This window comes from Corynebacterium tuberculostearicum, from assembly GCF_022347235.1.
GTDB classification, from domain to species: Bacteria; Actinomycetota; Actinomycetes; order Mycobacteriales; family Mycobacteriaceae; genus Corynebacterium; species Corynebacterium tuberculostearicum_F.
In genome coordinates, this window is record NZ_JAKRDX010000007.1 from 23,934 (window position 1) to 45,862 (window position 21,929).

Sequence of the window (21,929 nt, forward strand, 5' to 3'; positions counted from 1 at the left end):
GGCAGGCTTACAATTCAGCGCCACGGTACTTAACACGCGAACCATGCGCCCCAATGACCCCGTATAGGGGTAATTTTAACGGGTTGGATTAGAAAAATTTTTTCCCTTGGGAAGACTGGGTTACGGGCATAACTATCGTTCGCTACACCCCGAAGCGTTACAGTGTTAAAGTTTATTTAACGCAATCAACTATTTGGCAAACGAAAAACGCAGTTCAGGGCGATTGTGCCGTGAGGTAAAAATTTTCCAATACCCCTATAGGATATAGCTCTTTTCTTATCGAATCGCCTAGATGTGCAGACACCTATGCAAAATTGACTTGCTTTAGATTGAACTTGTGCCAAAATATTTCTTGTGACGCCCACTGAGGGTGTCTGCAAACTGCAAACCCCCTCCGGGGCAAGATAGCTTCGGAACTATTTTAGGAGTTCAAACATGGATCTCTCCCTCGTACAGACTCACCTGGACAACTTCGTTAACACCTGGGAAGGCTGGGCAAAGGTTCTTGGCGGCCTGCAGGGCTTCGGTCACCTGTTCCTGGGTGGCGAGATGGCACCGATTAAGGGCATCAACGAGAATCTTTCTTCCTACGCTGATTTCCTTTCCTCCAAGTAATTTCATTTCCTAAACAAGTCTTAAGGAGACAAAATGTCTGACTTCATTTCCCAGTTCGCTGCTTCCTCCGAGGGCATCTTCGAGCCGATCAAGTACGTCTTCGACCAGCTCTTCCTGGTTGCATCCCCGCTGGTTGATGTAGCTAAGGGTGCTTCCAAGCTGATCGGCATGTTCGCATAAGAACATCCTTCAGTTCTGAGCTTTAGCGCTCACTGAAGCAAGAAGGCCTACCGTTTCGGTAGGCCTTCTTTTTGTTTTGTTGGTCATCGGGGAGCAGGGGTAACTGCGAAAATTTAGCGCGCTAGATGTCTACATTCGGGTTACACTTAATGCATGGCTGATATTAAAGACGACGACCTTCCCGAGATCGACCTGGCAAAAACTGACGGCTACGTCGTCGATGGAACCGATGAAGATGATCCTTCGCTGATCATGCCGGATGGTTCCCCGGTTCAGACTTGGCGGGAAAATTACCCCTATGATGAGCGTATGACTCGCGATGAGTACGAGTCTGTGAAGCGCGCTCTGCAGATTGAGCTGCTGAAGTGGCAGAACTGGACCAAGGAGACTGGCCAGCGCCACATCATTATCTTTGAGGGTCGCGACGCGGCCGGCAAGGGTGGCACCATTAAGCGCTTTAACGAGCACCTGAACCCGCGTGGCGCTCGCACTGTCGCTCTGGAGAAGCCGTCGCCGCGTGAGTCCACCTCCTGGTACTTCCAGCGATATATTGAACACTTCCCGGCCGGTGGCGAGATCGTCTTCTTTGACCGCTCTTGGTACAACCGCTCCGGTGTGGAGCGCGTTATGGGCTTTTGTACCGAAAGCCAGCACGCGGAGTTCCTTCGTGAGGTTCCGATGCTGGAGAATATGATTCTTGGCTCGGGTATCTCCCTGACCAAGTTGTGGTTCTCTGTCACCCGTAAGGAACAGCGCACCCGCTTTGCTATCCGCCAGATTGACCCGGTGCGCCAGTGGAAGCTGTCCCCGATGGACTTGGCTTCGCTGGATAAGTGGGATGACTACACCCGTGCCAAGGAAGAGCAGTTCCGCTACACGGATACGGAAGAGTCGCCGTGGATTACCATTAAGTCCAACGACAAGAAGCGCGCCCGTATTAACGCCATGCGCTACGTGCTGTCTAAGTTCGAGTACACGAACAAGGACCACGAGCTGGTGGGCGAGGTCGATGAGAACATCGTTAAGCGTGGTCGCGACCAGATTGGTGACTAGGTTGAGCTAAATTAGCCGCACATTAGGCGGGAAACTCGGTAAGTCCGAGTTTCCCGCTTTTTGTTTTAGGGGTACCAAAAGGGGTGAATGTGCGGAAATAGTTTCGCGGGAATTGTTGGATTCTAAAAGGGCTATTTCCGTGCGGTTATGTTACGGAACCGTAGGTAATATTGTCGAAAACTATTTGTGGTCTCCGTCTTAGAATATTTAGCATCACTGTTATCTCAATCTCATCTAGAACAAGGATATGACCTACAGCACCACGAGGGGACAGTGATGATGAAGAAGTACGTAACCGCCTGCCTGACGGCGGCAGCAGTACTGGCGGCACCAGTTGCGGTATCTGGCACGCTCACGGCAGGGGCAATCGCCCAGGAAGCCTCGGTGCCTGCGCCCGCGGCAGACCAGAAACCAGATGTATTGGGGCGCCCAACTGTCTCGGAAAAGCAGGTATCCGATGAGGAAGGCTACTTCGACAGCGCTCATGGCGAGGGCGTGAAGATCTACTACCGCAAGCAGAAGGTGGCCAACCCACGCGGTGCGGTGGTTCTTGCGCACGGTGTCTCTGAGCACTCGGGGCGATATGATTACGTCGCCAAGCGCCTGCTGGATGCGGGCTACAGCGTCTACCGTGTAGACCACCGCGGGCACGGCAAGTCCGCGGGCGGCAGCGTGCCACTGGGGCACATCGATAACTTCCAGTACATCCTGGATGACTTTGACCATGTGGTGGACATGGCCAAGGAGGAAAACCAGGGAGTTAAGACCTTCCTGCTGGGCCACTCGATGGGTTCGCTGACTGTGGAGGCCTATGGCATCCGTGAGCCGGGCAAGGTCGATGGCATCATCACCAACGGTGGCGGCGCGCCGTTGAACCTGTCGGGCAAGAATGTGGCCGGAAAGAATATCACCCCGGATGATATTTCGGAGACCCAGAAGAAGCTGGATCCCACCATCTTTGAGCGCCTGCCGCTGGCCCAACTCACCAACTTTAATGCGCACTATGCGCAGAACCTCATTCCGCACCGCACTGAAATCGGTGCACAATCGCCGGAGTGGAGCAAGAACATCAGGCTTTCTAACCCGTTCACGGATGGGGTCTCCACCAGCCAGGCGGTCAAGGACGAGTATGCTTCGAGCCCGCTTATCGCACAGAAGACCAGCGCCGGTACCGCCTTGCAGCTGGCGGCAATCGCGAATTATGACGCCGTCAATGCGGATCTCTTCACCGCACCGACGCTCATCATGCACGGCACCAAGGACGGCATCGTGCCGCCGTATTTCTCCCAGGATTGGTACAACTCCATCTCTTCCGAAGATGTGGAGTATGTGACCTGGGAAGGTCAGAAGCACGAGGTCTTCAATGAACCGGCCGCCGACCAGGCCCTCGACACCGTCGTGGACTGGCTCGATCGCCACGCCTAAATCCTCGCGGGACCCAAGGAGAGAACTCTTGGCAGGCATACAGTGCTTGCCAAGAGTTTACGTATATGTAACCGCCTCGTTGCCCAGGCCGGATAGAAATTGAATTATGAAAAATAAACTCTGTGCTTTCTCATCTGTCCTGGCGCTCACCGGAATGGTAGGCGCGCCCGTTGCGGCGGCCCAGTCCTCGCTTCCAGGTTCCTCCTTTGGTTCTTCTTTGGGGTCATCGTTGGGCTCTTCCTGGGGGTCTTCCCAGGGGGCCTCCGAGGGTTCCTCCGCAGGGGACGATGCGCAGCCGGGGGAAGGCACTGAATCGCGGGTGCTGTGGCAGGAAAGCTTCGATGAGGTGGATACCCCGGCGTGGTTTACCCACCGCGCGCCGGAGGGGTGGAAGACCGACGTGCAGGGTGTGGACTCAGGCGAGGCTCGCTGGAAGGGCTGGACCTTTGGCGATATGCGCCATTGGACCTGGGCATCTGGTACCGATATGCGCCACTACTTCACCCAGGCGCATGACACCTTCGCCATCATCGACAATAAGCAGCAGCGTTTGGCCGAGGGTGATTCCATGACCGCCAAGCTGGAAAGCCCGGCTATCCCGGTGGCGGGGCAGGAGCTAGTGAATGTGGAATTCGACCACCATTACCGCCAAGGCAAGGACGGGCAAAATGCCACGGTGACGGTCTCCTTCGATGGTGGGGAGGCCCAGGAAATCGCCGCCTTTGATAAGGACGTATTCTCCAAGCACGAGTCCATTGGTGTGGACGTGCCGGCCGGCGCGAAGAATATGCAGATCCGCTTCAGCTACAACAACGGCAATGATGACTGGTGGTGGGCGGTGGACAACGTGGGCGTCGTCAAGCCGCTCGGTGAGCTTCAAGGCTCGCCGCAAGCTACCGTGGACGTGCTTTCCGACGTCCAGGGCGACCCCCAAGACTACAAAGACGCGGTCCGCCAGTTGAACGGTATGGAGGATAAGGCCGGGGCGCTGGTGCTCAACGGCGACCTCGTGGACGATGGTTCGCAGCAGCAGTGGGATGATTTCTTGGCCGCGCACAGCGAGGTACCGCACGATTCGGGCAAGGAATTGTGGACCATCGGCAACCACGAAATGTATGGCAAGGAAGGCTCTAAGACCTACCTGGATCGCTTCCTCAAGTACTCCGGACAGGACAAGCCGTGGAAGGAAGAAGTGGTGGATGGGGTGCCGCTCATTTCGGTGAATACCGAGTTTTATTCCGATATTCTGCGCCACGGCAAGGAGCCGTTCCAGCGCCTTAGCAAGGAGCAGCTCGACTGGCTAGATGAGCGCCTGGCGTATTGGGATGCTAAGGGCACACCAGCGCTGGTCTTTAGCCATCCGCTGCTGCCGCAGACGGTATCTATGTCGCATTCGGCGTGGTACCAGAATGACTTTGAGGACCTCGAGGCGCTTTCCAATGTGGTCAATAAGTACAACAACATCGTGTGGTTTAGCAGCCACAGCCACTCCTCGCTGCACCAAAATAACTGGTGGGGAACCCGCCGCTACGACGGCACCGGCGAGGCCGGCCGCACCGGTTTCCCGGTGGTCAACACCGGCGCCATCCTCAATGAGTATCTGCCGGATGGCGATAATGACGAGACAATCGTCAAGGAAAAGGAAGAGGCCTCCACCGGACTGCGGGTCAAGGTCTTTGCAGACCGCGTCCGGGTGGAGGCCTGGGACTTCAAGTCCGGCGAGATGATTAAATACCAGGACTTCGCGCGGTAGGGCGCAGGCTACGGGCAGCGGCCTAGCGCTTCCACGGCTCGATGGGGTTGCCCTGCCATACGGCGTTGGTGGGAACGCGGTCGCCGCGCATAACCAGCGAGCCGGGGCCTACGGTGGAGGCCGTGCCGATGAGCGAGGCCGGCAGCGCCACGGAATGGGCAGCCAGCGTGGAGCCGTCCTGGATGGTGACGGTATCTAGGCTCATCACGCGGTCCTGGAAAAGGTGGGTTTGTACCACGGTGCCAGGGCCCACGGTGGCGGCCTCACCGACGCGGATGAGGTCCGTTTCCGGGAACCAGTAGGAATCGATCCACGCGCCGTGGCCGATCTCCACGCCGAGGGCGCGCAGCCCCAGGTTGATCTCGCCAGAGCCGTAGGTGTGCTGGAAGAACCACGGCGCGGCGACGACCTCCACGAAGGTATCCTGCAGCTCGTTGAGCCAGACAAAAGCGGACCACAATGGGTGGTCGGCCGCGCGGTGCTTGCCCACACAGATCCACTTCACCGCGACGGTGACGGCCATGGCCACCGCACCCATGCCCATGAGCACGAGGCCGGAAAGGAGCCAGGTAAGGGGGAAGCCGAGGGCGTCGAGAAGCGAGTCGTAGACGCTGAGGGTTGCCGCGAGCAGCATGGCAGAAAACATCGGTGCCAAAAGGCGCATGGTTTCCACCACGCCGCGGGCGGCCTTGACGGCAAAGCCCGGGTTATAGGTCAGCGCCTCGCCCGAGTTGGCGGGGGAGTCCACCTCTACGGTCACGCGGCGCATGCGCTCTGGCGGCGCACCCCACCAGTTGGCGCCCGCTTTTGTCTTCTTCGGGGTAGAAGAAAGAACGGCAACCAGCGAGTTCTTCGATAGCTTGCGGCCGGGCGCGGTGATGCCGGAGTTGCCCACGAAAGAGCGCTTGCCCACCTTGGTCTCGCCGGTGCGCATCCAGCCGCCGCCGAGCTCGTAGCCGCCGATCATGGTGTCATCGGCCAGGAAGGCACCTTCTTTGACCTCGGTGAGCTTGGGGATCATGACCGCGGTGGAGATTTCCACGTTGGCGCCAATCTCCGCGCCGAGCGAGCGCAGCCACGCTGGGGTCAGCTGGGAGGCATAGAGCGGGAAGAGCTTGGTGCGAGCCTCGTCCATGAGGCGCTCGATGGCCCACAGGCGCCAGCCCTTGGCCGAGCGCACGGGTGCTACGCCCGGGCTAATGCCCAGCGAGAGGATGCGCACGCCCAGCCAAGTCTGCAGCATATAGGTGGCAAAGGCCGCCAGCGCGCCGACGGGCGCGAAGAAGACCGCACCGACGAAGCTATCGCCGCCCGTGGAATGCACGAGGGCCAAGACGATGGCCGCGCCTACCGCCAGCGCTACAACCGGCTGGATGGCCAGCAGGACGGAGGTGGCGTCATAAATAGCCACCCACCACGGCCGGCGCTTCGGCGTATGGGACGGGAAGCGGTGCTTGGAGCGACCCACCTTCTGGGCAGGCGAGCCGGACCAGCGCTGGCCGTCCTTGATCTTCTTGCGGCCGGTAACGGTGGAACCGGCTTCCACGTGGGCATACTTGCCCACCACGGTGCCAGGCAGCAGCGTGGAGCGTGCGCCCACGCGAGCGCCTTCCTTGACGTCGATGGCGCCCACATGCAGGATATCGCCGTCCAACCAGTAACCGGAGAGGTCCACTTCGGGCTCGATGGCGGCGTGCTTGCCCAAAGTGAGCAGGCCGGTCACCGGCGGCAGGGAATGCAGGTCCACGCCGCGCTTGACCTTGACGCCAAGAGTACGGGCGTAGTTATTCACGCGCGTGGCACCGGCCAGGGAGCTCGCGCCAGAGGCATTAGCCCAGCGCTCGGCCGCCCAGATGCGCAGGTGCGTCGAACCGCCGCGCGGGTAATCGCCCGGCTTAATTCCGGCCGTAATAAGACGCGCACCGTAGCCGCCAATGGGGATGCGGCCGACGGGGGTGACAAAGACGATGAGCATGGCAATGACCAGCCACCACGGATAGGCCGCGGCCCACTCAAAGCCCAGGGATGCCGCCACGGTGGAACCCAGCAGAAGCCATGCCAGCCAGCTGGAGGCGGCCAGCGTCATGACGGGGATCTGAATCAAGGTCTGGGCGAGGCGGGTGCCGAAGCCGACCTTGGTGACCTCGCGCATGGGGACATCGGCAGCCGCGGGGCGTGGCTCGGCGCCAGCGATGAGCTCGGCCAGCGAGCCCAAGCGCGGGTGGTCATAGAGGTCGCGCACGGCCACGGTGGGGTAGCGCTCCCTGATATGGCCCACGAGGGTCGCGGCCGCCAGCGAGGTGCCGCCGAGCGAGAAAAAGTCGGCGTTCTCGTCTTCCACGGACACGCCGAGCGTTTCTACCCACAGCTCCGCGAGCCACTTCTCGGTCTCGGTCAGCGTGGTCGATTCCACGCCCACTCCCGGCAGCGGCCACGGTAGGGCCTTCTTATCCACCTTGCCGGAGGTGCGCACCGGCAGTTCTTCCATGACGCAGATGCGCGGGACGAGCGCGGCCGGCATGGTTTCGGCCAGGCGAGCGTGCGCGGCCTCGTGATCGAAGCCCTTGGCCTCATCCTCGAGGGAAACATAGCCCACCAAGACGGACTCGCCGCCCGGGGTCTTCTGCACGGCCACGGCCGAGTTATAGACGTTATCCAGGGCCGCAACATTGGCTTCGACCTCACCGAGCTCAATGCGGCGCCCGCCAATTTTCACCTGGTCATCCACGCGGCCGACGAAGTACAGCCCGTCTTCTTCCAGGCGCACGTGGTCACCGGTGCGATACGCACGCTGCCAGCCCATCGACTCCAGCGGGGCGTACTTCTCCGCATCCTTGGCCGGATCCAGGTAGGACGCCAGTCCCACGCCGCCGATCACCAGCTCGCCGACGCCGCCTAATTCCACAGGCATGCCCTGCTTATCGACGACCACCAGGTCCCACCCATTCAACGGCAAGCCAATGGATACCGGCCGGCCTGGCAGCATCTGCTGCGCACAGGCGACGACGGTGGCTTCAGTAGGGCCGTAGGTATTCCACATTTCGCGGTCCTCGGTGGCCAGGCGGTCTACCAACTCCTGCGAGCAGGCCTCGCCGCCGACGATGAGCAGGCGGATATTATCCAGCGCCTCGGCCGGCCACAGGCCCGCCAGGGTAGGCACGGTGGACACGACGGTAATATCGCGGCGGATGAGCCACGGGCCCAAATCCATGCCGGAGCGCACCAGAGATCGCGGCGCCGGGACCAAGCAGCCACCGTGGCCCCAGGCCAGCCACATTTCCTCACAGGAGGCATCGAAGGCGACGGACAGCCCGGCGAGTACACGATCCTCCGGGCCGAGCGGCCCGTGCGGGTGGTTGACCAAAAAGAGGCTTGCTTCGGCATCCACGAAGGCGGCCGCGGAACGGTGGCTCACGGCCACGCCCTTCGGCTTGCCGGTGGAACCGGAGGTGAAGATGATCCACGCGGTGTCTTCTGGGCGCGGGGCATTGGGGTTCTCGGCCGGCTCCTCGGCGGAGGTGTTGGGGGCGTCCGGGCGCGCGGAGTCGCGCAGGAAGCGGAAGCCTTCATCAGTAAAGACGCCATCGATATCGGCCTCGCCGAAGACCATCTCGGCGCGCTCGTCTGGGTCATCGGCGTCGACAGGCACGTAGGCCGCGCCCGCCGCCAGGGTCGCCAAAATGGCGAGGTAGAGCTCGCGCTTGCCGGAGGTCATCCGGATGCCGATCCGATCGCCCCGGCGCACGCCATTGGCGTGCAGCTCGGTGGCCCACAGCTCGACCTCGTGGATGAGCTCGGAGTAGGTGATGATCTCGCCGTCGTCAAGCGCGGCAGCATCGGGGTTCATTTCCGCGGTGGTGGTAATGATGTCCCACAGCGTGCGCGGCCGCGGTGCCGCGCTTCCTAGAAGGTACTGCTGCGGGACGAGCGATTCGGGACCCGCCATTTATGCCTCTTCTTCGTCTGCGGCAATGATGGACTTGGCCAACTTTCTCAGGTGCTTGAGCTGCTTATTGGTGGACTCATCCAAGGCCTCGTCCTCGGCAGTGGCAACAAGCTCCGCCAGATCCTTGTGAACCTTCGCGCCCTTCTTAGTGGACGCGACGATCTGGCGGCGGCGATCCTTCGGATCGCGCTCGCGCTTGGCCCAGCCGCGGTCCTCGAGGGCGTCGATAAGACGCACCATGTCAGAGGCATCAATGGCCAGGGTCTCGGAGAGGTAGGACTGCGACGCGGCATCCGCGTCCACCAGGCAGGTAAGAACCCAGTACTCGCGCAGCGTCGTCTGCTTGGTCTGCAAAGCAGCCTCTACGCCATCGCGGGTGCGGCGGCGGAGGCGCTCCAATTGGAACGACGGGGACTCAAGCAGGGTCGTTGGGATTACAGAATTATTCGTGGAAGCCATACCATCATCATAATCCCAAAAGATTGGTTAAGGCCAATTAATCCGTTTCGATGGGGAGCCCAGAAGCCTTCCACTTATCCGTGCCGCCATCCACATTGATGGTGTCCCAGCCCAGCGCATGTTCTAGATACTGGCAGACCTGCATGCTGCGACCGCCTGCGTGGCAGATTACGTAAATATCCTTATCTGGGTCGATTTCCTGGATACGACCCGTAATCTCGCTCATCGGGATATGGGTCGCGCCCTTCGCGCGCTCCACCGCCCACTCATCATTCTCGCGGACGTCAATAAGCTGTGCGCCTTCTGGTACTTCATGTGGTTGAACGTTTTTCATGCCTCATACCCTAGTCACGCAGAGGTCCTTATGCTGCTCCGCGTGCCGCGTCCGAGAAGAGCCGTGAGGAACCAGGCGGGGCGAAAAACTGTGAGCTCGGCCCGTTGTGGCAACTGCCTGTTCCAGCAGCTTTAGCTCTTGTCTCGCCAGACTTGTAGCCCAAATGGTTATCTGCTTCGGCGTTAAACCCCTTGTATTCGAGGCTTAAAGTATGCCTTGGTCCAAGTCCTTGGCATCCGCGGCGGATGTGCGCGGGGCATCAATTTCCAGCGGCAACTGAGATGAGTTCAGGCGAACCTGTCTTGGTCGTGATTAGAGTGGCGTACAGCCCAAGGTACAGCTTTCTGTTTATGGCGAGGGCGGGTCTTCTCCACCACGTTTTCAACATTCATCTGAATTGAAAGGGAATTTTTTTGATGCAAAGTCTTACATGCATGCGGACAGAGCTTCGACAAGGCACGCTTGAAATCGAAGGCATGACCATTGAATGCGGTGTCGAGGTGAGCTTGGAGCCTCACACCGAATATATTGTCAACCTCGAATTTGAAGTTCGCCAAGATACGGCTCCCACTGCAATGAGGCTTAGGACCTTTAGCGCTGAGTTCGTACTCTTTGATAATGAGACAGAAAACAGCATTCGACTTACCGATGGCGTTAGCAATAGCTCAAGCTTCCGCCTTCGCACCGGACAGGAAAATGGCACGCTACTCGTTTTCAACGAGTACCTGCATAGTTACAAGAAAGATGTCGAACCCACCTACGAATACATGACTGGTGATTCAGGGATTGTTATCACCAGGAGGGAAGGCGACACCATTCACTTTGCCTGCAACAACCGCAGTCCACGCGAGCAGCTAGCGTTTGAGGACGTCACGGGGAGGCTTACGGTTACGAAAGTTGGTTCAGCGGAAGATCATTCCATCGCCCCTGCAGAGGATGGATCGCCAATTCAACAATATTGCTTCATCGACAGCGGCGATGAAGCACCCGATGAAAAGAAGCTCGTTGATATTGCTACTGCGCTGTCGGGCAAGACCACCCCGACAAGCGAAGCGGTCACCACATTAATTGACAGGCTTGAAGGGCTTAACTACACTATTATTTCTTCCGCAGGCAATGCCGTCACCATCGAAGTCGACATCTCGGATGAGGACACCACCGAATTCGCTATGGTCGATGAGGCCCGACTTTGGAATCTCAACCTTGTGAAGGTTAAAACTCGCACCTTGCTGAATCAGAGCACACACCGGCCAGAAAGTTAGGCCACGACTGCTCAGAATTTGGATGCGAAGGACCGCGTGATTCTTCGTGTTGAAGAACGAATTCTGGCGGAGAGCACGCAGGTGCAAGCCACGGATCTGGCTGTGGCACTTGGATCGTCGGTTCGTGTGAGGAGTCGATGTTGTTCATGGTAAATAGCGCCGGAAAATGGGGGTTCGCGCGCTATTTACCGTGAGCGTTGTCCGGGCGGCCCGCGGCGATTCTGGTGTGTCGCATGGGGGCAAAGTGACGCACACGGCGCTGGCCCCGCGCAGGCCTGCGTGCGCGTTTTAACGGTGCGCGGAGAGGTACTCCAGAATCGCCTTGACGCGGCGGTTGTCCTCGCCGGGGTCTAAGCGAAGCTTGGTGAAGATGTTGGAGACATGCTTGGCCACCGCGGCGGCGGATAAAACGAGCTCGGCGGCGATGTCCTTGTTGGACTTGCCGCGGGACATTAATTCGAGAACCTCGCGCTCGCGCGGGGTGAGCTCGCCCAAGCCGCTGCGTCCGGAGCTCATGAGAACTTGAGCCACGGTGGGGTCGATGACGGTGCCGCCCTGGGCCACCACGTCCAGGCTGGCCAGGAAGTCGCGCACCTCGGAGACACGGTCCTTCAAAAGGTAGCCGGTGCCGGCCTCGGGGGAGTCGAAGAGCTCCACCGCATAGGCCGGGGCCACGTACTGGGAGAGCACCATGACGGGCAGGCCCGGGTAGGCGTTTCTCAAATTTACGGCGGCTTTCAAGCCATCGTCGCCCATGTCCGGCGGCATGCGCACGTCCGTGATGACGATGTCCGGCAGGTCGTCGCGCAGTTTATCCACCACAGTCTCGAGCGAAGGAGCAGAGGAAGCCTGGCCCACTACAGAGTGCCCGCGGCGCTCCAACAGGCCGGCCAGGCCCTCGCGCAGAATGGCGGAGTCATCCGCTACCACAATCCTTAAGCTCATCTTTTACACTCCTGGCTGTCCGCGATCGAGAAGAAGGGGAATGGACCCGGCCACCCGGGTCGGGCCGCCAGGCGGTGAGGACAAAGACATTTCTCCGCCGAAGGCACCAAGACGCTCGGCCATCCCCGCCAGGCCGTGCCCTGGGACGACCTGTGCGCCGCCGGGGCCCTCATCCACCACGGTGATGCGCAGCGAATCGTCCGAGGTCACCAGCACCGAAACCGGCGCGCCCGGCGCATGCTTGGCCGCATTCGTCAAAGCTTCCGTGCCGAAGAAATAGCCGCAGGCCAGCACGGAGGCGGAGAGCTCAGGCAGAGAATGCGGGGCGAAGACGCTGACGTGGGGGCCGTGGGAGGAGGCGGCGTCGGCAAGCGCGGCGACCAGGCCGTGATCCTGCAGCACCTGTGGGTGAATGCCGTGCACCGTGGCGCGCAGGGAATTCAGGCCGCGGTCCACGTCCTGCTTTGCGGCGGTGAGGAGCTCGGTGAGGCCAGCGGGGGCGTCGAGAAGAGCCTCGCCCAACTTCATGCTCGCGGCAACGAGGTATTGCTGCGCGCCGTCGTGCAGGTCGTGCTCGATGCGGGCGCGCTCGACCTCGTAAGCGTCCGCGATGGCGCGGCGCGAGGCCGTGAGCTGCGCAATCTGCTGCGCCTGCTGCTGCTCGTGCGTGGTGGGTTGGGGCTTCTTTCGGAACACGGTTCACAGCATATCGGGTGCCCCGAACTACAGGGGTAGTGCTGGCACTACCTTAAAGAGCAACGCTAGGGCTGTTCTTTCCGCGGGCCCGGCACGGTGGAATGAGAGACATGGCACAGACACTTTCCCTGACAGACATCACCAAGGACTTCGGCGGCGGCCCGGTGCTCGCCGGAATTTCCCTCGACATTGAACCGGGCGAGCTCGTGGCCGTCATGGGGCCGTCTGGCTCCGGCAAGTCCACGCTGCTGCACTGCATGTCCGGCGTGCTCACCCCCACGCACGGTAGCGTGCGCTACGGGGACGAGGAGCTCTCCGCGCTTTCCGACGCCCCCCGCTCCCGCACCCGCCTGCGCAACTTCGGCTTCGTCTTCCAGGATGGTCAGCTGCTGCCGGAGCTCAGCAACGTGGATAACGTGGCGCTGCCGGCCATGCTTAACGGTATGGGGCGGGGTGCGGCCCGCAGGCGCGCGATGGAGCTTCTTGATCAGCTGGGCCTGGGTGGCCTGGCGGACCGCCGCCCGGCGCAGGTCTCCGGTGGCCAGGCCCAGCGCGTGACCATTGCGCGTGCGCTGGTGGCGAACCCAGGCGTTGTCTTCGCCGACGAGCCGACCGGTGCGCTGGATCAGTCCACCGGCCACGAGGTCATGCAGATGCTCACCACCATCGTGCGCCAGGCCGGGGCGAGCCTGGTCATGGTCACGCACGACCCGAAGGTGGCCGATTGGATGCAGCGCCGCGTGGAGATTCGCGATGGCATCATTCACGACGACCGCCGCCTAGGGGTGATTCGATGAACACCGCCACCTTGGTCTATGACCTGCAGCGCGAATCCATTCGCGCGCGCTCGGGCACGGGCATCGTCTCTCTATTGGCGATTGTGAGCCTGACCATCGGTTCCGCCATTGCCTTTTTGGTTGCAGGTGGTACCTGGATGTTGTGGGAGCGCGCCCAGCACATCGAGGACGCCGCGCCCGCCCTCAAGGAGGCCTTTGGCAACGAGATGGAGGCCTTCCTCTATCCCTGGTTCGCCCTGGCTCTCTTTGCCTGCGCGTTCATCCTTCCCGCGCTGTTTAACCTCACCTCCCAGGCCGCCGTCCTGGGTGCGTCCGGCAGGGAGCAGCGCCTGGCCACCCTGCGCCTGCTGGGCTTAAGCTCCCGCCAGGTGGAGCGCATGGCAATTGTGGAAACCGGCCTCCAGGCGGTGATCGGCATCGTGCTCGGCGGGCTGATTAGCCTACTCGTCGCACCGGTCTTTACCCAGCTGGACTTCCAGATGCGGCCCATTGATCTGACAGAGATTCTGCTGCCCTGGTGGGGATATATAGCCGTGGCCGGTGTGCTTTTCCTCCTGGCCATCGGCGCGGCACTGTACGGCATGCGCCGCGTGCGGGTGAGCCCGCTGGGCGTGGCCAAACGCCAGATGCCCGCGGCCTACCGCTGGTGGCGCGCCATCGTCTTCCTCATCATCGTGGCAGTCGGCGGCGTGTTCCTCACGGGCAAGGCGGGCCCGCCCACCGCGATGGTCGTCGTGGTCATGTTTGGCATGCTGATGAGCATCAACCTCATCGCGCCTTTCATCCTGCAGCTGGGCGCGCACGTCTTCTCCCTCTTCCCCGGAACCGCGCACTTCGTGGCCTGCCAGCGCGTGGCGGGCAATGCCCGCCCGGCATGGCGGCGCAGCGCTGCCATCGGCTTCTTCGGCTACCTGGCCGGCTTCCTCGTTGCCGCGCCCCTGGGCTCCGATGCCTTGGCCTCGGTGCTCAAAGAAGATCCCGGGATGAACGTGGTGTTCAAGGACATCTCCACTGGCGTTGTACTAACCCTCGTCTTCGGCTTCACGTTGACCACCATGTCCATCATCCTGGGGCAGGTTTCCGGCATCTTCGAGGACAAGGAGCTCATCCGCTCTCTGGATTTGATGGGCGTGCCGCGCGGCTTCCAGTTCCGCTCCGGGGCGCTGACCGTCATGGGGCCGGTCGTGGCCTTGAGCTCCTTCGGTTTTCTCTTCGGCGGCGGAATTGCTTCGCTGATGTTCTTCTCCAGCGTCGAGCAAAGCGACGTCGATGTGAGCACCCGCCTGCTCATGGCCTTCGGCTTCCTGGCGGTGGGCTGGGTGGTCACGCTTCTTGCCATTGTCCTTGTTGAACCGTTGCGCGGCTACGTGCTGCGCACAGGAGGTCGAAAAGAATGAAAACTGTACTGAAAATTTTTGGCGGACTCTTCGGCGTTACCTTTATCGCGGTGTTCGCCGCCGTGTACTTCCTCGGCCCCTCCTATGGCGGGGCGCTGCTGGGCTAGCCCTATTTTCTTTTCAACGCCAGCGAAAAACACATCAACACCGCGGTGGTGGATACCGCAGCGTATACCGGAATCTATGGCGAGAGCGAAGAATTTCAGCGCGCCCGCGAGGCTTTCAAAGAGGACCCGACCAACGCGGAGCTCCTCGATGCCGCCATCGACGCCGCCTCCTCCGCCGAAGCCACCCTCCTGACCTTCCGCGGCCTGGACAACGTGCGCACCTTCGGCGAGCCGACCGCCGGCTACGCCTCCGCCAACGTGGTGCTGGATTACCCGGACGGCCGCTCGCTCATGCTCACTGCTGCCAAGGACAAGGCGTGCACGGGCGAGGAGTTCGCCGAGGACCCCATCGCTCCTGATACCCCGGAATCTGAGCTCGACGGCTGGCTTGCCTCCCATTGTGGCTTCTAAGGCGCGGTTTTCGTCCACGGGTGCCTTTGTCGTTCACGGCAAATAACGCCCCGAAACACGCTATTTTTCGCCACTATTTACTGTGAACGACAGTGATTAGTCGGAAAACGCGAAAGGTACGCTTCGGCGCGCGGTGGGAAACCTCTTCGGTCTCCACCGTCTGCGGAAACGTACCTTCACAGTGCCGCCGTTAGCGTGCGGCAGAAGCGCTTATTTGAAGCGAGCCTTAGCCTCGTCGAGGATCTTTTCTGCCTCAGCCTTGTCGCCCCAGCCGGAGCCAGTGACTTCCTTGTTCGGCTCCAGGTCCTTGTAGTGGACGAAGAAGTGCTCGATTTCGTCCTTGATGTGCTGCTCCACATCGTCGATGTCCTGGTAGCGCTCCCAGCGCGGGTCGTCGATGACGGCGAGCAGCTTGTCGTCGCCGCCGGCCTCGTCAGTCATCTTGAACACGCCGACGATGCGGGCCTCAACGACTACGCCCGGGAAGACCGGCTCCGGCAGGATGACCAGGGCGTCGAGCGGGTCGCCGTCCTCGCCCAGGGTGTGGTCGATGAAGCCGTAGTCAGCCGGGTAAGCCATCGGGGTGAACAGGTAACGGTCGAGGTAGACCTTGCCGGACTCGTGATCAACCTCGTACTTGTTGCGGGAGCCCTTCGGGATTTCAATGGTTACTTCAACGCTCACAGCGATGTCCTCCATGGGGGATTGGGTATCAATTACTGCCCATAGTCTAGCGCGTTGCGGATTCGCGCTAGGGTTAAAGGCAATGAAAGCAAAGCATGTTTGGTGGTCAGCGACCGCGCTCGTGGTAGCGGCAGCGGTCGGAGGTACGGCTGCGCTGGGCGTTACCCTCCAGCGCGAATACGGCGATCTCTCACACGGAGAAGCTCAGGCGGTGCAGGCTCCTGAGGAGCCTTTGCTCACCGCCGAGCCGGGGGAAGCGGACCTGGATGCGCTAAGCGCGAAGCTGGACGAGCTCTCTAAGAATAAGGACCTTGCCACGTTCGGCGGCGAGGTAATTGATACCGAGACCGGGGACGTGGTGTGGCAGCGGGACGCGGATAAGCGGCTTACCCCGGCCTCGTCCACGAAGGTCCTCACAACTGCGGCGGCGACGTTGGCGCTGGATGAGAATGAGAAAATCACCACCAAGGTCTACCGTGGGTCGAACGAAAAGAACGTGGTTATTAAGGCTGCGGGCGATGTGTGGATGACGCATGAGCAGCTCGATGACTTAGCTGAGCAGATTTCTCAGAACATCGACCAGGTTGATGGTGTGTTCATTGATACTTCTGCGTGGAAAGGCGAGCCGCAGGCCCCGGGGTGGGACCCGGAGAACGTGGACGGCGGCTTCGTCGCGCCGATGGAACCGGCCATGCTCTACGGCGGTCGCCTGGGCGCGACGACGGGGGATGCGCCGAGGAGTCATGAGCCTGCTTTGGACGTCGCTAAGCAGCTAGGCGATCGCCTCGGTGCAAGCGAGGCAGGCATGGGCTCTGTAGCCGAGAATGCGCAGGAAGTAGCGAGTGTGGATTCGCCGCCGCTAGCGGACCGCGCCCGAGAAATGGTGCGCCATTCCGATAACGTCATGGCCGAGGCCATTGCGCGAGAGCTGGCGATGGCCCGTGGCAAGGAAGCCAGCTTTGAAGGCGATACGCAGGCCACGCTTGAGGTCCTGCGGGAGCAGGGATTCGACGTTGAGGGCGTGGATATTAAGGACAATTCCGGGCTATCGGAAGACAATCGGCTCACGGCCGGGCTTTTGACGCAGCTTATTAATGGGGCGGTGAAGGATCCGCACCTACGCCCGTTGGTGTCCTACCTGCCGGTGGCAGGTGGCGATGGCACCTTGTATGAGCGTTACGGCGACTCCGCGGCCAAGGGCTATGTGCGCGCCAAGACCGGCACGCTGACGGGTGTTTCGGCCCTGGCCGGTACTGCGCAGGGCAATTCGGGACGTGTGTATGCTTTTGCTTTCCTCGTCAATGGCGGCGATATCCAGGCCGCTCGCCAGGCCCAAGACGCGTTGGCTTCTGCGCTGCATGAGTTCTAAAAAGCCCTTTTGGCCGCGGGTCTCGCCGCACTTTTTAGCTTGTCGACGCGGCGTGCGCGCCGCCTCCCTCAACCGCACCGTGGCAGTGGGGCTTTCCGGAGGCGCGGATTCTTTGGCGCTGCTGGCGGCGCTGGTGGCTGAGGGGCATGACGTGCTCGCATTATGCGTGGACCACCGCTTGCAAGAGGGCTCGCGGGCGCAAGCCGAGCGCGCTGCCGAGCAAGCCCGAGAACTGGGCGCGCGAGCGCGGGTGCTCAGCGTCGAGGCCGACGGGGCGGGTCCAGAGTCGATGGAGGCGGCCGCGCGGGTGGCGCGGTACCGGGCCCTAGCCGCCGCCAGTGCGGCCGAAGAGCTAGAGGTAGCCGTGGCGCACACGGCCGATGACCAGGCGGAAACGCTGCTGCTGGGGGCGCTGCGCGGGCGAGTGACCGGCATGAACGAGCGCAGCGAGGTGGAAGGCGCCCGCGTGGTGCGCCCACTATTAGGCGTGCGCCGCGCCGATACCGAGGGCGCCTGCGCGGAGTTGGGCCTTTCGGCGTGGAAGGATCCGCAGAACGCGGACACGAATTTCCGCCGCGTGGCGCTGCGCCGCGAGGTGATCCCGCAGTTGAGCCGCATCATCGGCGGGGATGTGGTGCCAGCGCTGGCGCAAGCGGCAGGCGACGCCGCGCTTGACGACGCCACCCTGCGTACCCCACCCACCACCGACTGTGCCGAACTGGCGGCGATGGCGGAACCGCGGCGCCGGCGGGCAATCGCGGCGTGGCTGGTCAGCGAGGGAGTAGAGGTAACGAGGAGGGGAGTGGGGGACGTCGGCAAGCTGTGCACCCACTGGCACGGGCAAGGCCCGGTGGCCGTGCGATCGGCGCGGCAGGTGGGGCAGAGGTTGGAAGTAGCCCGTATAGGTGGCAAACTGGCACTATTGTCTGGTCATTAAAGGAGCGCACACGTGCACGACAAGAAAGACTTCGCCGTTCCCGCAAACCGCTACGGTGACGATGTAGAAGCAATCCTCATTGGAGAAGAGGAATTGCAAAACCGCGTCCAAGAGCTCGCGGATATGGTCTCTGAAAAATATGCCGACGCTGAGCAAGACCTGCTTTTGGTCTGCGTGCTCAAGGGTGCGGCGTTCTTCCTTACGGACTTCGCGCGCAAGCTATCCATCCCCTCCGAGTTGGAGTTTATGGCCGTATCCTCCTACGGTGCCTCCACTTCCTCGTCCGGCGTGGTGCGCATTTTGAAGGATTTGGACCGCGATATTGCCGGGCGCAACGTGCTCATCGTGGAAGACATCATCGATTCGGGCCTCACCCTGTCGTGGCTCATCCGCAACCTGGAAGGCCGCAACCCTGCCTCGCTGAATGTGGTCACCCTGCTGCGCAAGCCGGAGGTAGTCAAGGCCGATATTGACCTGCTGGATGTGGGATTTGATATCCCGAATGAATTCGTCATCGGCTACGGGCTGGACTATGCGGAACGCTACCGCGATCTGCCTTACGTGGGCACCCTCCACCCTGATGTCTATACCACCAACTAAAATCGCGCAGTAATGAAAAACAACAAGATTCTTCGCTACGGCGGGATTGCGGCCCTCATCCTAATCGCGCTGTACGCTTTTACCTTCTTTAGCAACGACGCCCGCGGCTACGTGCAAGCGGATACCTCCGTTGCGCTGACCCAGCTCAAAGACAAAAACGTCGATGAGGTGGAAATTGATGACCGCGAGCAGCGCCTGCGCATCAAGCTCAAGGACGAAATCACGGTAGACGAGCGCGACGGCGTGCAGGAGATCGTGGCCAAGTACCCGGCCCGCGCCTCCGAGCAGGTCTTTAACGCCGTCAAGGATTCCGGTGCCGAGAAGTACCAGACCAACGTCACGCAGGAATCCTTCTTGGGCTCCATGCTCAGCATGCTGCTGCCGATGCTCATCCTCTTCGGCGTGCTCTTCTGGCTCATGTCCCGCATGCAGCAGGGCGCTGGTGGCATGTTTGGCATCGGCGGTTCCAAGGCCAAGGAACTGACCAAGGATATGCCGACCAATACCTTTGAGGACGTGGCCGGCGCGGACGAGGCCGTGGACGAGCTGCAGGAGATCAAGGACTTCCTGGAAGATCCCACTCGTTACCACGAGCTGGGTGCCAAGATTCCGCGTGGCGTGCTGCTTTATGGCCCTCCGGGTACCGGTAAGACCTTGCTTGCCCGCGCCGTGGCTGGCGAGGCCGGCGTGCCGTTTTATTCCATCTCCGGTTCTGACTTTGTGGAGATGTTCGTCGGCGTGGGTGCCTCCCGCGTGCGCGACCTGTTCAAGCAGGCGAAGGAAAATAGCCCCTGCATTATCTTCGTGGACGAGATCGACGCCGTGGGCCGCCAGCGCGGTTCCGGTACCGGCGGCGGCCACGATGAGCGCGAGCAGACCCTCAACCAGCTCCTGGTAGAGATGGACGGCTTTGGTGACCGCGAGGGCGTAATCCTCATCGCCGCCACCAACCGCCCGGACATCCTGGATCCGGCGCTGCTGCGCCCGGGCCGCTTCGACCGCCAGATTCCGGTCACCAACCCGGACTTGGCCGGCCGCGAGCAGATCCTGCGCGTGCATGCAAAGAATAAGCCGCTGGCAGAGGAGGTTGACGTAGCGCAGCTGGCCAAGCGCACCGCCGGTATGTCCGGCGCGGACCTGGCCAATGTGCTCAACGAGGCCGCTTTGCTGACCGCCCGCATCGGCGGCAACGTCATCACCTATGACGCCTTGGAAGAGGCCACCGACCGCGTCGTGGGCGGCCCGCGCCGCCAGGGCAAGATCATCTCCGAGCACGAGAAGAAGGTCACCGCTTACCACGAGGGCGGACACACGCTTTCTGCGTGGGCACTCAAGGATATTGAGCGCGTGTACAAGGTCACCATCCTGGCCCGCGGCCGCACCGGCGGCCACGCCATGACCTCCCAGGAAGACGACAAGGGCATGTACACCCGCGACGAGCTCTTCTCCCGTTTGGTCTTTGCCATGGGTGGCCGCGCGGCCGAGGAGCTGGTCTTCGGTGCGCCGACCACCGGTGCGTCTTCCGATATTGAAAACGCCACCAAGATCGCTCGTTCCATGCTCACCGAGTACGGCTTCTCGCCGGACCTGGGCACCGTGAAGTACGGCAAGGAACAGGGCGATCCCTTCAGCCAGATGGGTGGCGGCGGCTCCATCGATTACTCCGATGAAGTTGCCTCCAAGATTGATGAGCAGATGCGCTACCTGCTCGAGCGCGCGCACGAGCAGGCCTATGACATCTTGCGCAATAACCGTTACTACCTGGATAAGCTGGCCGAGGCCCTGCTGGAGAAGGAAACCCTGCGCCGCCCTGACCTGGAGCGCATTTTCGACGGCATCGAGCCGCGCGAGGCCTTCGACGTCTTCCCAGGCGAGGACGACCGCTTCCCGCGCCAGATTGGCTACGCCCCAGTGAAGACCCCGGTTGAGCTGGCGAAAGAGCGCGGCGAGGAGCTGCCTAAGCGCATGACGCTTCTCGATGCCTCCCGGGCCGCCCGCGAGCGCCGCCTTGCCGGCGAAGAGCCGAAGGGCGAGGTGGGCTTCAACTTTGGTCAGCACGCCGGCGATTACGTCGATCCGGACACCGCCCGCGAGTTGGGCAGCGGCCCCGCTAAGGAATCCGCGAACTCTACGCCGACCCAGCAGTCCCGCGACGGCCAGTCTGCTGAGTCTTCCGAGCCTGCGGCCCGTCCGGCCGCACGCCCCGCTACCGGTGGTGGAAAGCACCACAAGCCGGATGCCGGCGCGGATGCTGAGGCTGAGACCAGCCAGTGGTTTACCCCTGGCTGGGACGAGAAGGATCGCCGCAAGAACCCCTATGCGCGCGAGGACGACAAGCAAGAAGATAACTAATGCCTGATAATCACATTCCCGCTCGCGCCGCCTTTGACCAAGACCGAGCGGAGGCAGCGGTGCGTGAGCTGCTCCTTGCGGTAGGGGAGGACCCTGACCGCGAGGGCTTGCGCGAAACCCCGGCCCGCGTGGCCCGCGCCTACCGCGAGGTCTTCGCCGGCCTGCATGAGGACCCGACCGAGGTCCTGCACAAGACCTTCGCTGAGGACCACCAAGAATTGGTTTTGGTGCGCGATATCCCCATTTATTCCACCTGCGAGCACCACTTGGTGCCGTTCTACGGCGTGGCGCATATTGGCTACATCCCGGGCAAAGACGGCCACGTCACCGGTTTGAGCAAGCTTGCTCGCCTGGCGGATATGTACGCTAAGCGCCCCCAAGTCCAAGAGCGCCTTACCCAGCAGGTAGCGGACGCCTTGGTGGAGGTCCTCGGTGCGCAGTCCGTCATCGTGGTCATTGAGTGCGAGCACCTGTGCATGGCCATGCGCGGCATTCGCAAGCCGGGGGCGACGACGACTACCTCCGCGGTGCGCGGCGGCTTCAAAAATAATGCCGCCTCCCGCGCCGAGGTGCTCAGCCTGATTCGCAGCTAAACCCCCGGTTCACC

The 21,929-nt window shown here is 61.5% G+C and carries 20 protein-coding genes; 14 read left to right on the forward strand and 6 right to left on the reverse strand.

The genetic code is table 11. From position 1 onward, the window contains the following. The first annotated feature begins 435 nt into the window (after positions 1–435). The 5 genes from MHK09_RS05285 to MHK09_RS05305 all read left to right on the forward strand — a co-directional run bounded on the left by MHK09_RS05285 (position 436) and on the right by MHK09_RS05305 (position 5,026). Entirely contained in the window at positions 436–615 is a 180-nt protein-coding gene (locus MHK09_RS05285; RefSeq protein ID WP_250410826.1) for a hypothetical protein, read from the forward strand. Positions 616–648: 33 nt separating this feature from the next. Beyond that, positions 649–795 (forward strand): hypothetical protein, encoded by a 147-nt coding sequence (locus MHK09_RS05290; protein ID WP_179387008.1) that lies wholly within the window; start codon positions 649–651, stop codon positions 793–795. Between the two features lie 153 nt (positions 796–948). Further along, complete coding sequence (gene ppk2, locus MHK09_RS05295) at positions 949–1,848, forward strand: polyphosphate kinase 2 (protein ID WP_023019951.1); 900 nt, start codon at positions 949–951, stop codon at positions 1,846–1,848. Between the two features lie 276 nt (positions 1,849–2,124). Further along, the gene (locus MHK09_RS05300; protein ID WP_250412900.1) at positions 2,125–3,273 is read left to right on the forward strand and encodes an alpha/beta hydrolase; all 1,149 of its coding nucleotides are present in this window, start codon (positions 2,125–2,127) and stop codon (positions 3,271–3,273) included. Positions 3,274–3,379: 106 nt separating this feature from the next. After that, positions 3,380–5,026, forward strand: coding sequence for a metallophosphoesterase family protein (locus tag MHK09_RS05305; RefSeq protein ID WP_250412901.1), 1,647 nt, complete (start codon positions 3,380–3,382; stop codon positions 5,024–5,026). Positions 5,027–5,048: 22 nt separating this feature from the next. On the opposite strand, the gene MHK09_RS05310 is transcribed toward MHK09_RS05305, so the two are convergent. Genes MHK09_RS05310 through MHK09_RS05320 form a run of 3 tightly spaced genes read right to left on the reverse strand, consistent with a single transcriptional unit; the run spans position 5,049 to position 9,765 of the window. Beyond that, entirely contained in the window at positions 5,049–8,972 is a 3,924-nt protein-coding gene (locus tag MHK09_RS05310; protein WP_250412902.1) for a Pls/PosA family non-ribosomal peptide synthetase, read from the reverse strand. Beyond that, positions 8,973–9,431: a MarR family winged helix-turn-helix transcriptional regulator gene (locus MHK09_RS05315; RefSeq protein ID WP_049360265.1), complete on the reverse strand. Its 459-nt coding sequence runs from the start codon at positions 9,429–9,431 to the stop codon at positions 8,973–8,975. Between the two features lie 37 nt (positions 9,432–9,468). Next, complete coding sequence (locus MHK09_RS05320; RefSeq protein WP_086588224.1) at positions 9,469–9,765, reverse strand: rhodanese-like domain-containing protein; 297 nt, start codon at positions 9,763–9,765, stop codon at positions 9,469–9,471. Between the two features lie 434 nt (positions 9,766–10,199). Between MHK09_RS05320 and MHK09_RS05325 the strand changes: the two genes are divergently transcribed. Next, positions 10,200–11,027, forward strand: a complete 828-nt coding sequence (locus tag MHK09_RS05325; RefSeq protein ID WP_143339239.1) for a hypothetical protein — start codon at positions 10,200–10,202, stop codon at positions 11,025–11,027. Positions 11,028–11,315: 288 nt separating this feature from the next. On the opposite strand, the gene MHK09_RS05330 is transcribed toward MHK09_RS05325, so the two are convergent. After that, positions 11,316–11,972 carry a LuxR C-terminal-related transcriptional regulator gene (locus tag MHK09_RS05330; RefSeq protein WP_250412903.1) on the reverse strand — a complete coding sequence of 219 codons (657 nt, stop codon included), beginning with the start codon at positions 11,970–11,972 and terminating at the stop codon, positions 11,316–11,318. 3 nt (positions 11,973–11,975) lie between these two features. Beyond that, the gene (locus MHK09_RS05335) at positions 11,976–12,668 is read right to left on the reverse strand and encodes a sensor histidine kinase (RefSeq protein ID WP_250410821.1); all 693 of its coding nucleotides are present in this window, start codon (positions 12,666–12,668) and stop codon (positions 11,976–11,978) included. A gap of 110 nt (positions 12,669–12,778) precedes the next feature. On the opposite strand from MHK09_RS05335, the gene MHK09_RS05340 reads away from it, so the two are divergent. The 3 genes from MHK09_RS05340 (at position 12,779) to MHK09_RS11790 (ending at position 15,380) form a co-directional block, all read left to right on the forward strand. Next, on the forward strand, positions 12,779–13,465 hold the full coding sequence (locus MHK09_RS05340; RefSeq protein WP_086588220.1) for an ABC transporter ATP-binding protein: 687 nt from the start codon (positions 12,779–12,781) through the stop codon (positions 13,463–13,465). Next, complete coding sequence (locus MHK09_RS05345) at positions 13,462–14,862, forward strand: FtsX-like permease family protein (RefSeq protein ID WP_250412904.1); 1,401 nt, start codon at positions 13,462–13,464, stop codon at positions 14,860–14,862. The genes MHK09_RS05340 and MHK09_RS05345 overlap by 4 nt, the downstream gene beginning before the upstream one ends. 152 nt (positions 14,863–15,014) lie before the next feature. Next, positions 15,015–15,380 (forward strand): S41 family peptidase, encoded by a 366-nt coding sequence (locus tag MHK09_RS11790; protein WP_250412905.1) that lies wholly within the window; start codon positions 15,015–15,017, stop codon positions 15,378–15,380. A gap of 210 nt (positions 15,381–15,590) precedes the next feature. Here the strand turns inward: MHK09_RS11790 and MHK09_RS05355 are convergent, their stop codons facing one another. After that, positions 15,591–16,079, reverse strand: a complete 489-nt coding sequence (locus MHK09_RS05355) for an inorganic diphosphatase (RefSeq protein ID WP_251068681.1) — start codon at positions 16,077–16,079, stop codon at positions 15,591–15,593. Positions 16,080–16,146: 67 nt separating this feature from the next. On the opposite strand from MHK09_RS05355, the gene dacB reads away from it, so the two are divergent. The 5 genes from dacB to folE are packed head-to-tail and all read left to right on the forward strand — an operon-like array spanning position 16,147 to position 21,915. Next, a complete protein-coding gene (gene dacB, locus MHK09_RS05360) occupies positions 16,147–17,433 on the forward strand; it encodes a D-alanyl-D-alanine carboxypeptidase/D-alanyl-D-alanine endopeptidase (RefSeq protein WP_250412906.1) in 1,287 nt (428 codons plus the stop codon). Beyond that, entirely contained in the window at positions 17,423–18,370 is a 948-nt protein-coding gene (gene tilS, locus MHK09_RS05365) for a tRNA lysidine(34) synthetase TilS (protein WP_250412907.1), read from the forward strand. The genes dacB and tilS overlap by 11 nt, the downstream gene beginning before the upstream one ends. 12 nt (positions 18,371–18,382) lie before the next feature. Then, complete coding sequence (gene hpt, locus MHK09_RS05370) at positions 18,383–18,970, forward strand: hypoxanthine phosphoribosyltransferase (protein ID WP_250412908.1); 588 nt, start codon at positions 18,383–18,385, stop codon at positions 18,968–18,970. A gap of 12 nt (positions 18,971–18,982) precedes the next feature. After that, positions 18,983–21,322: an ATP-dependent zinc metalloprotease FtsH gene (gene ftsH, locus MHK09_RS05375; protein ID WP_250412909.1), complete on the forward strand. Its 2,340-nt coding sequence runs from the start codon at positions 18,983–18,985 to the stop codon at positions 21,320–21,322. Beyond that, positions 21,322–21,915 (forward strand): GTP cyclohydrolase I FolE, encoded by a 594-nt coding sequence (gene folE / locus MHK09_RS05380; RefSeq protein ID WP_005325658.1) that lies wholly within the window; start codon positions 21,322–21,324, stop codon positions 21,913–21,915. Before ftsH ends, folE begins: the two co-directional genes overlap by 1 nt. The last annotated feature ends 14 nt before the right edge of the window (positions 21,916–21,929 follow it).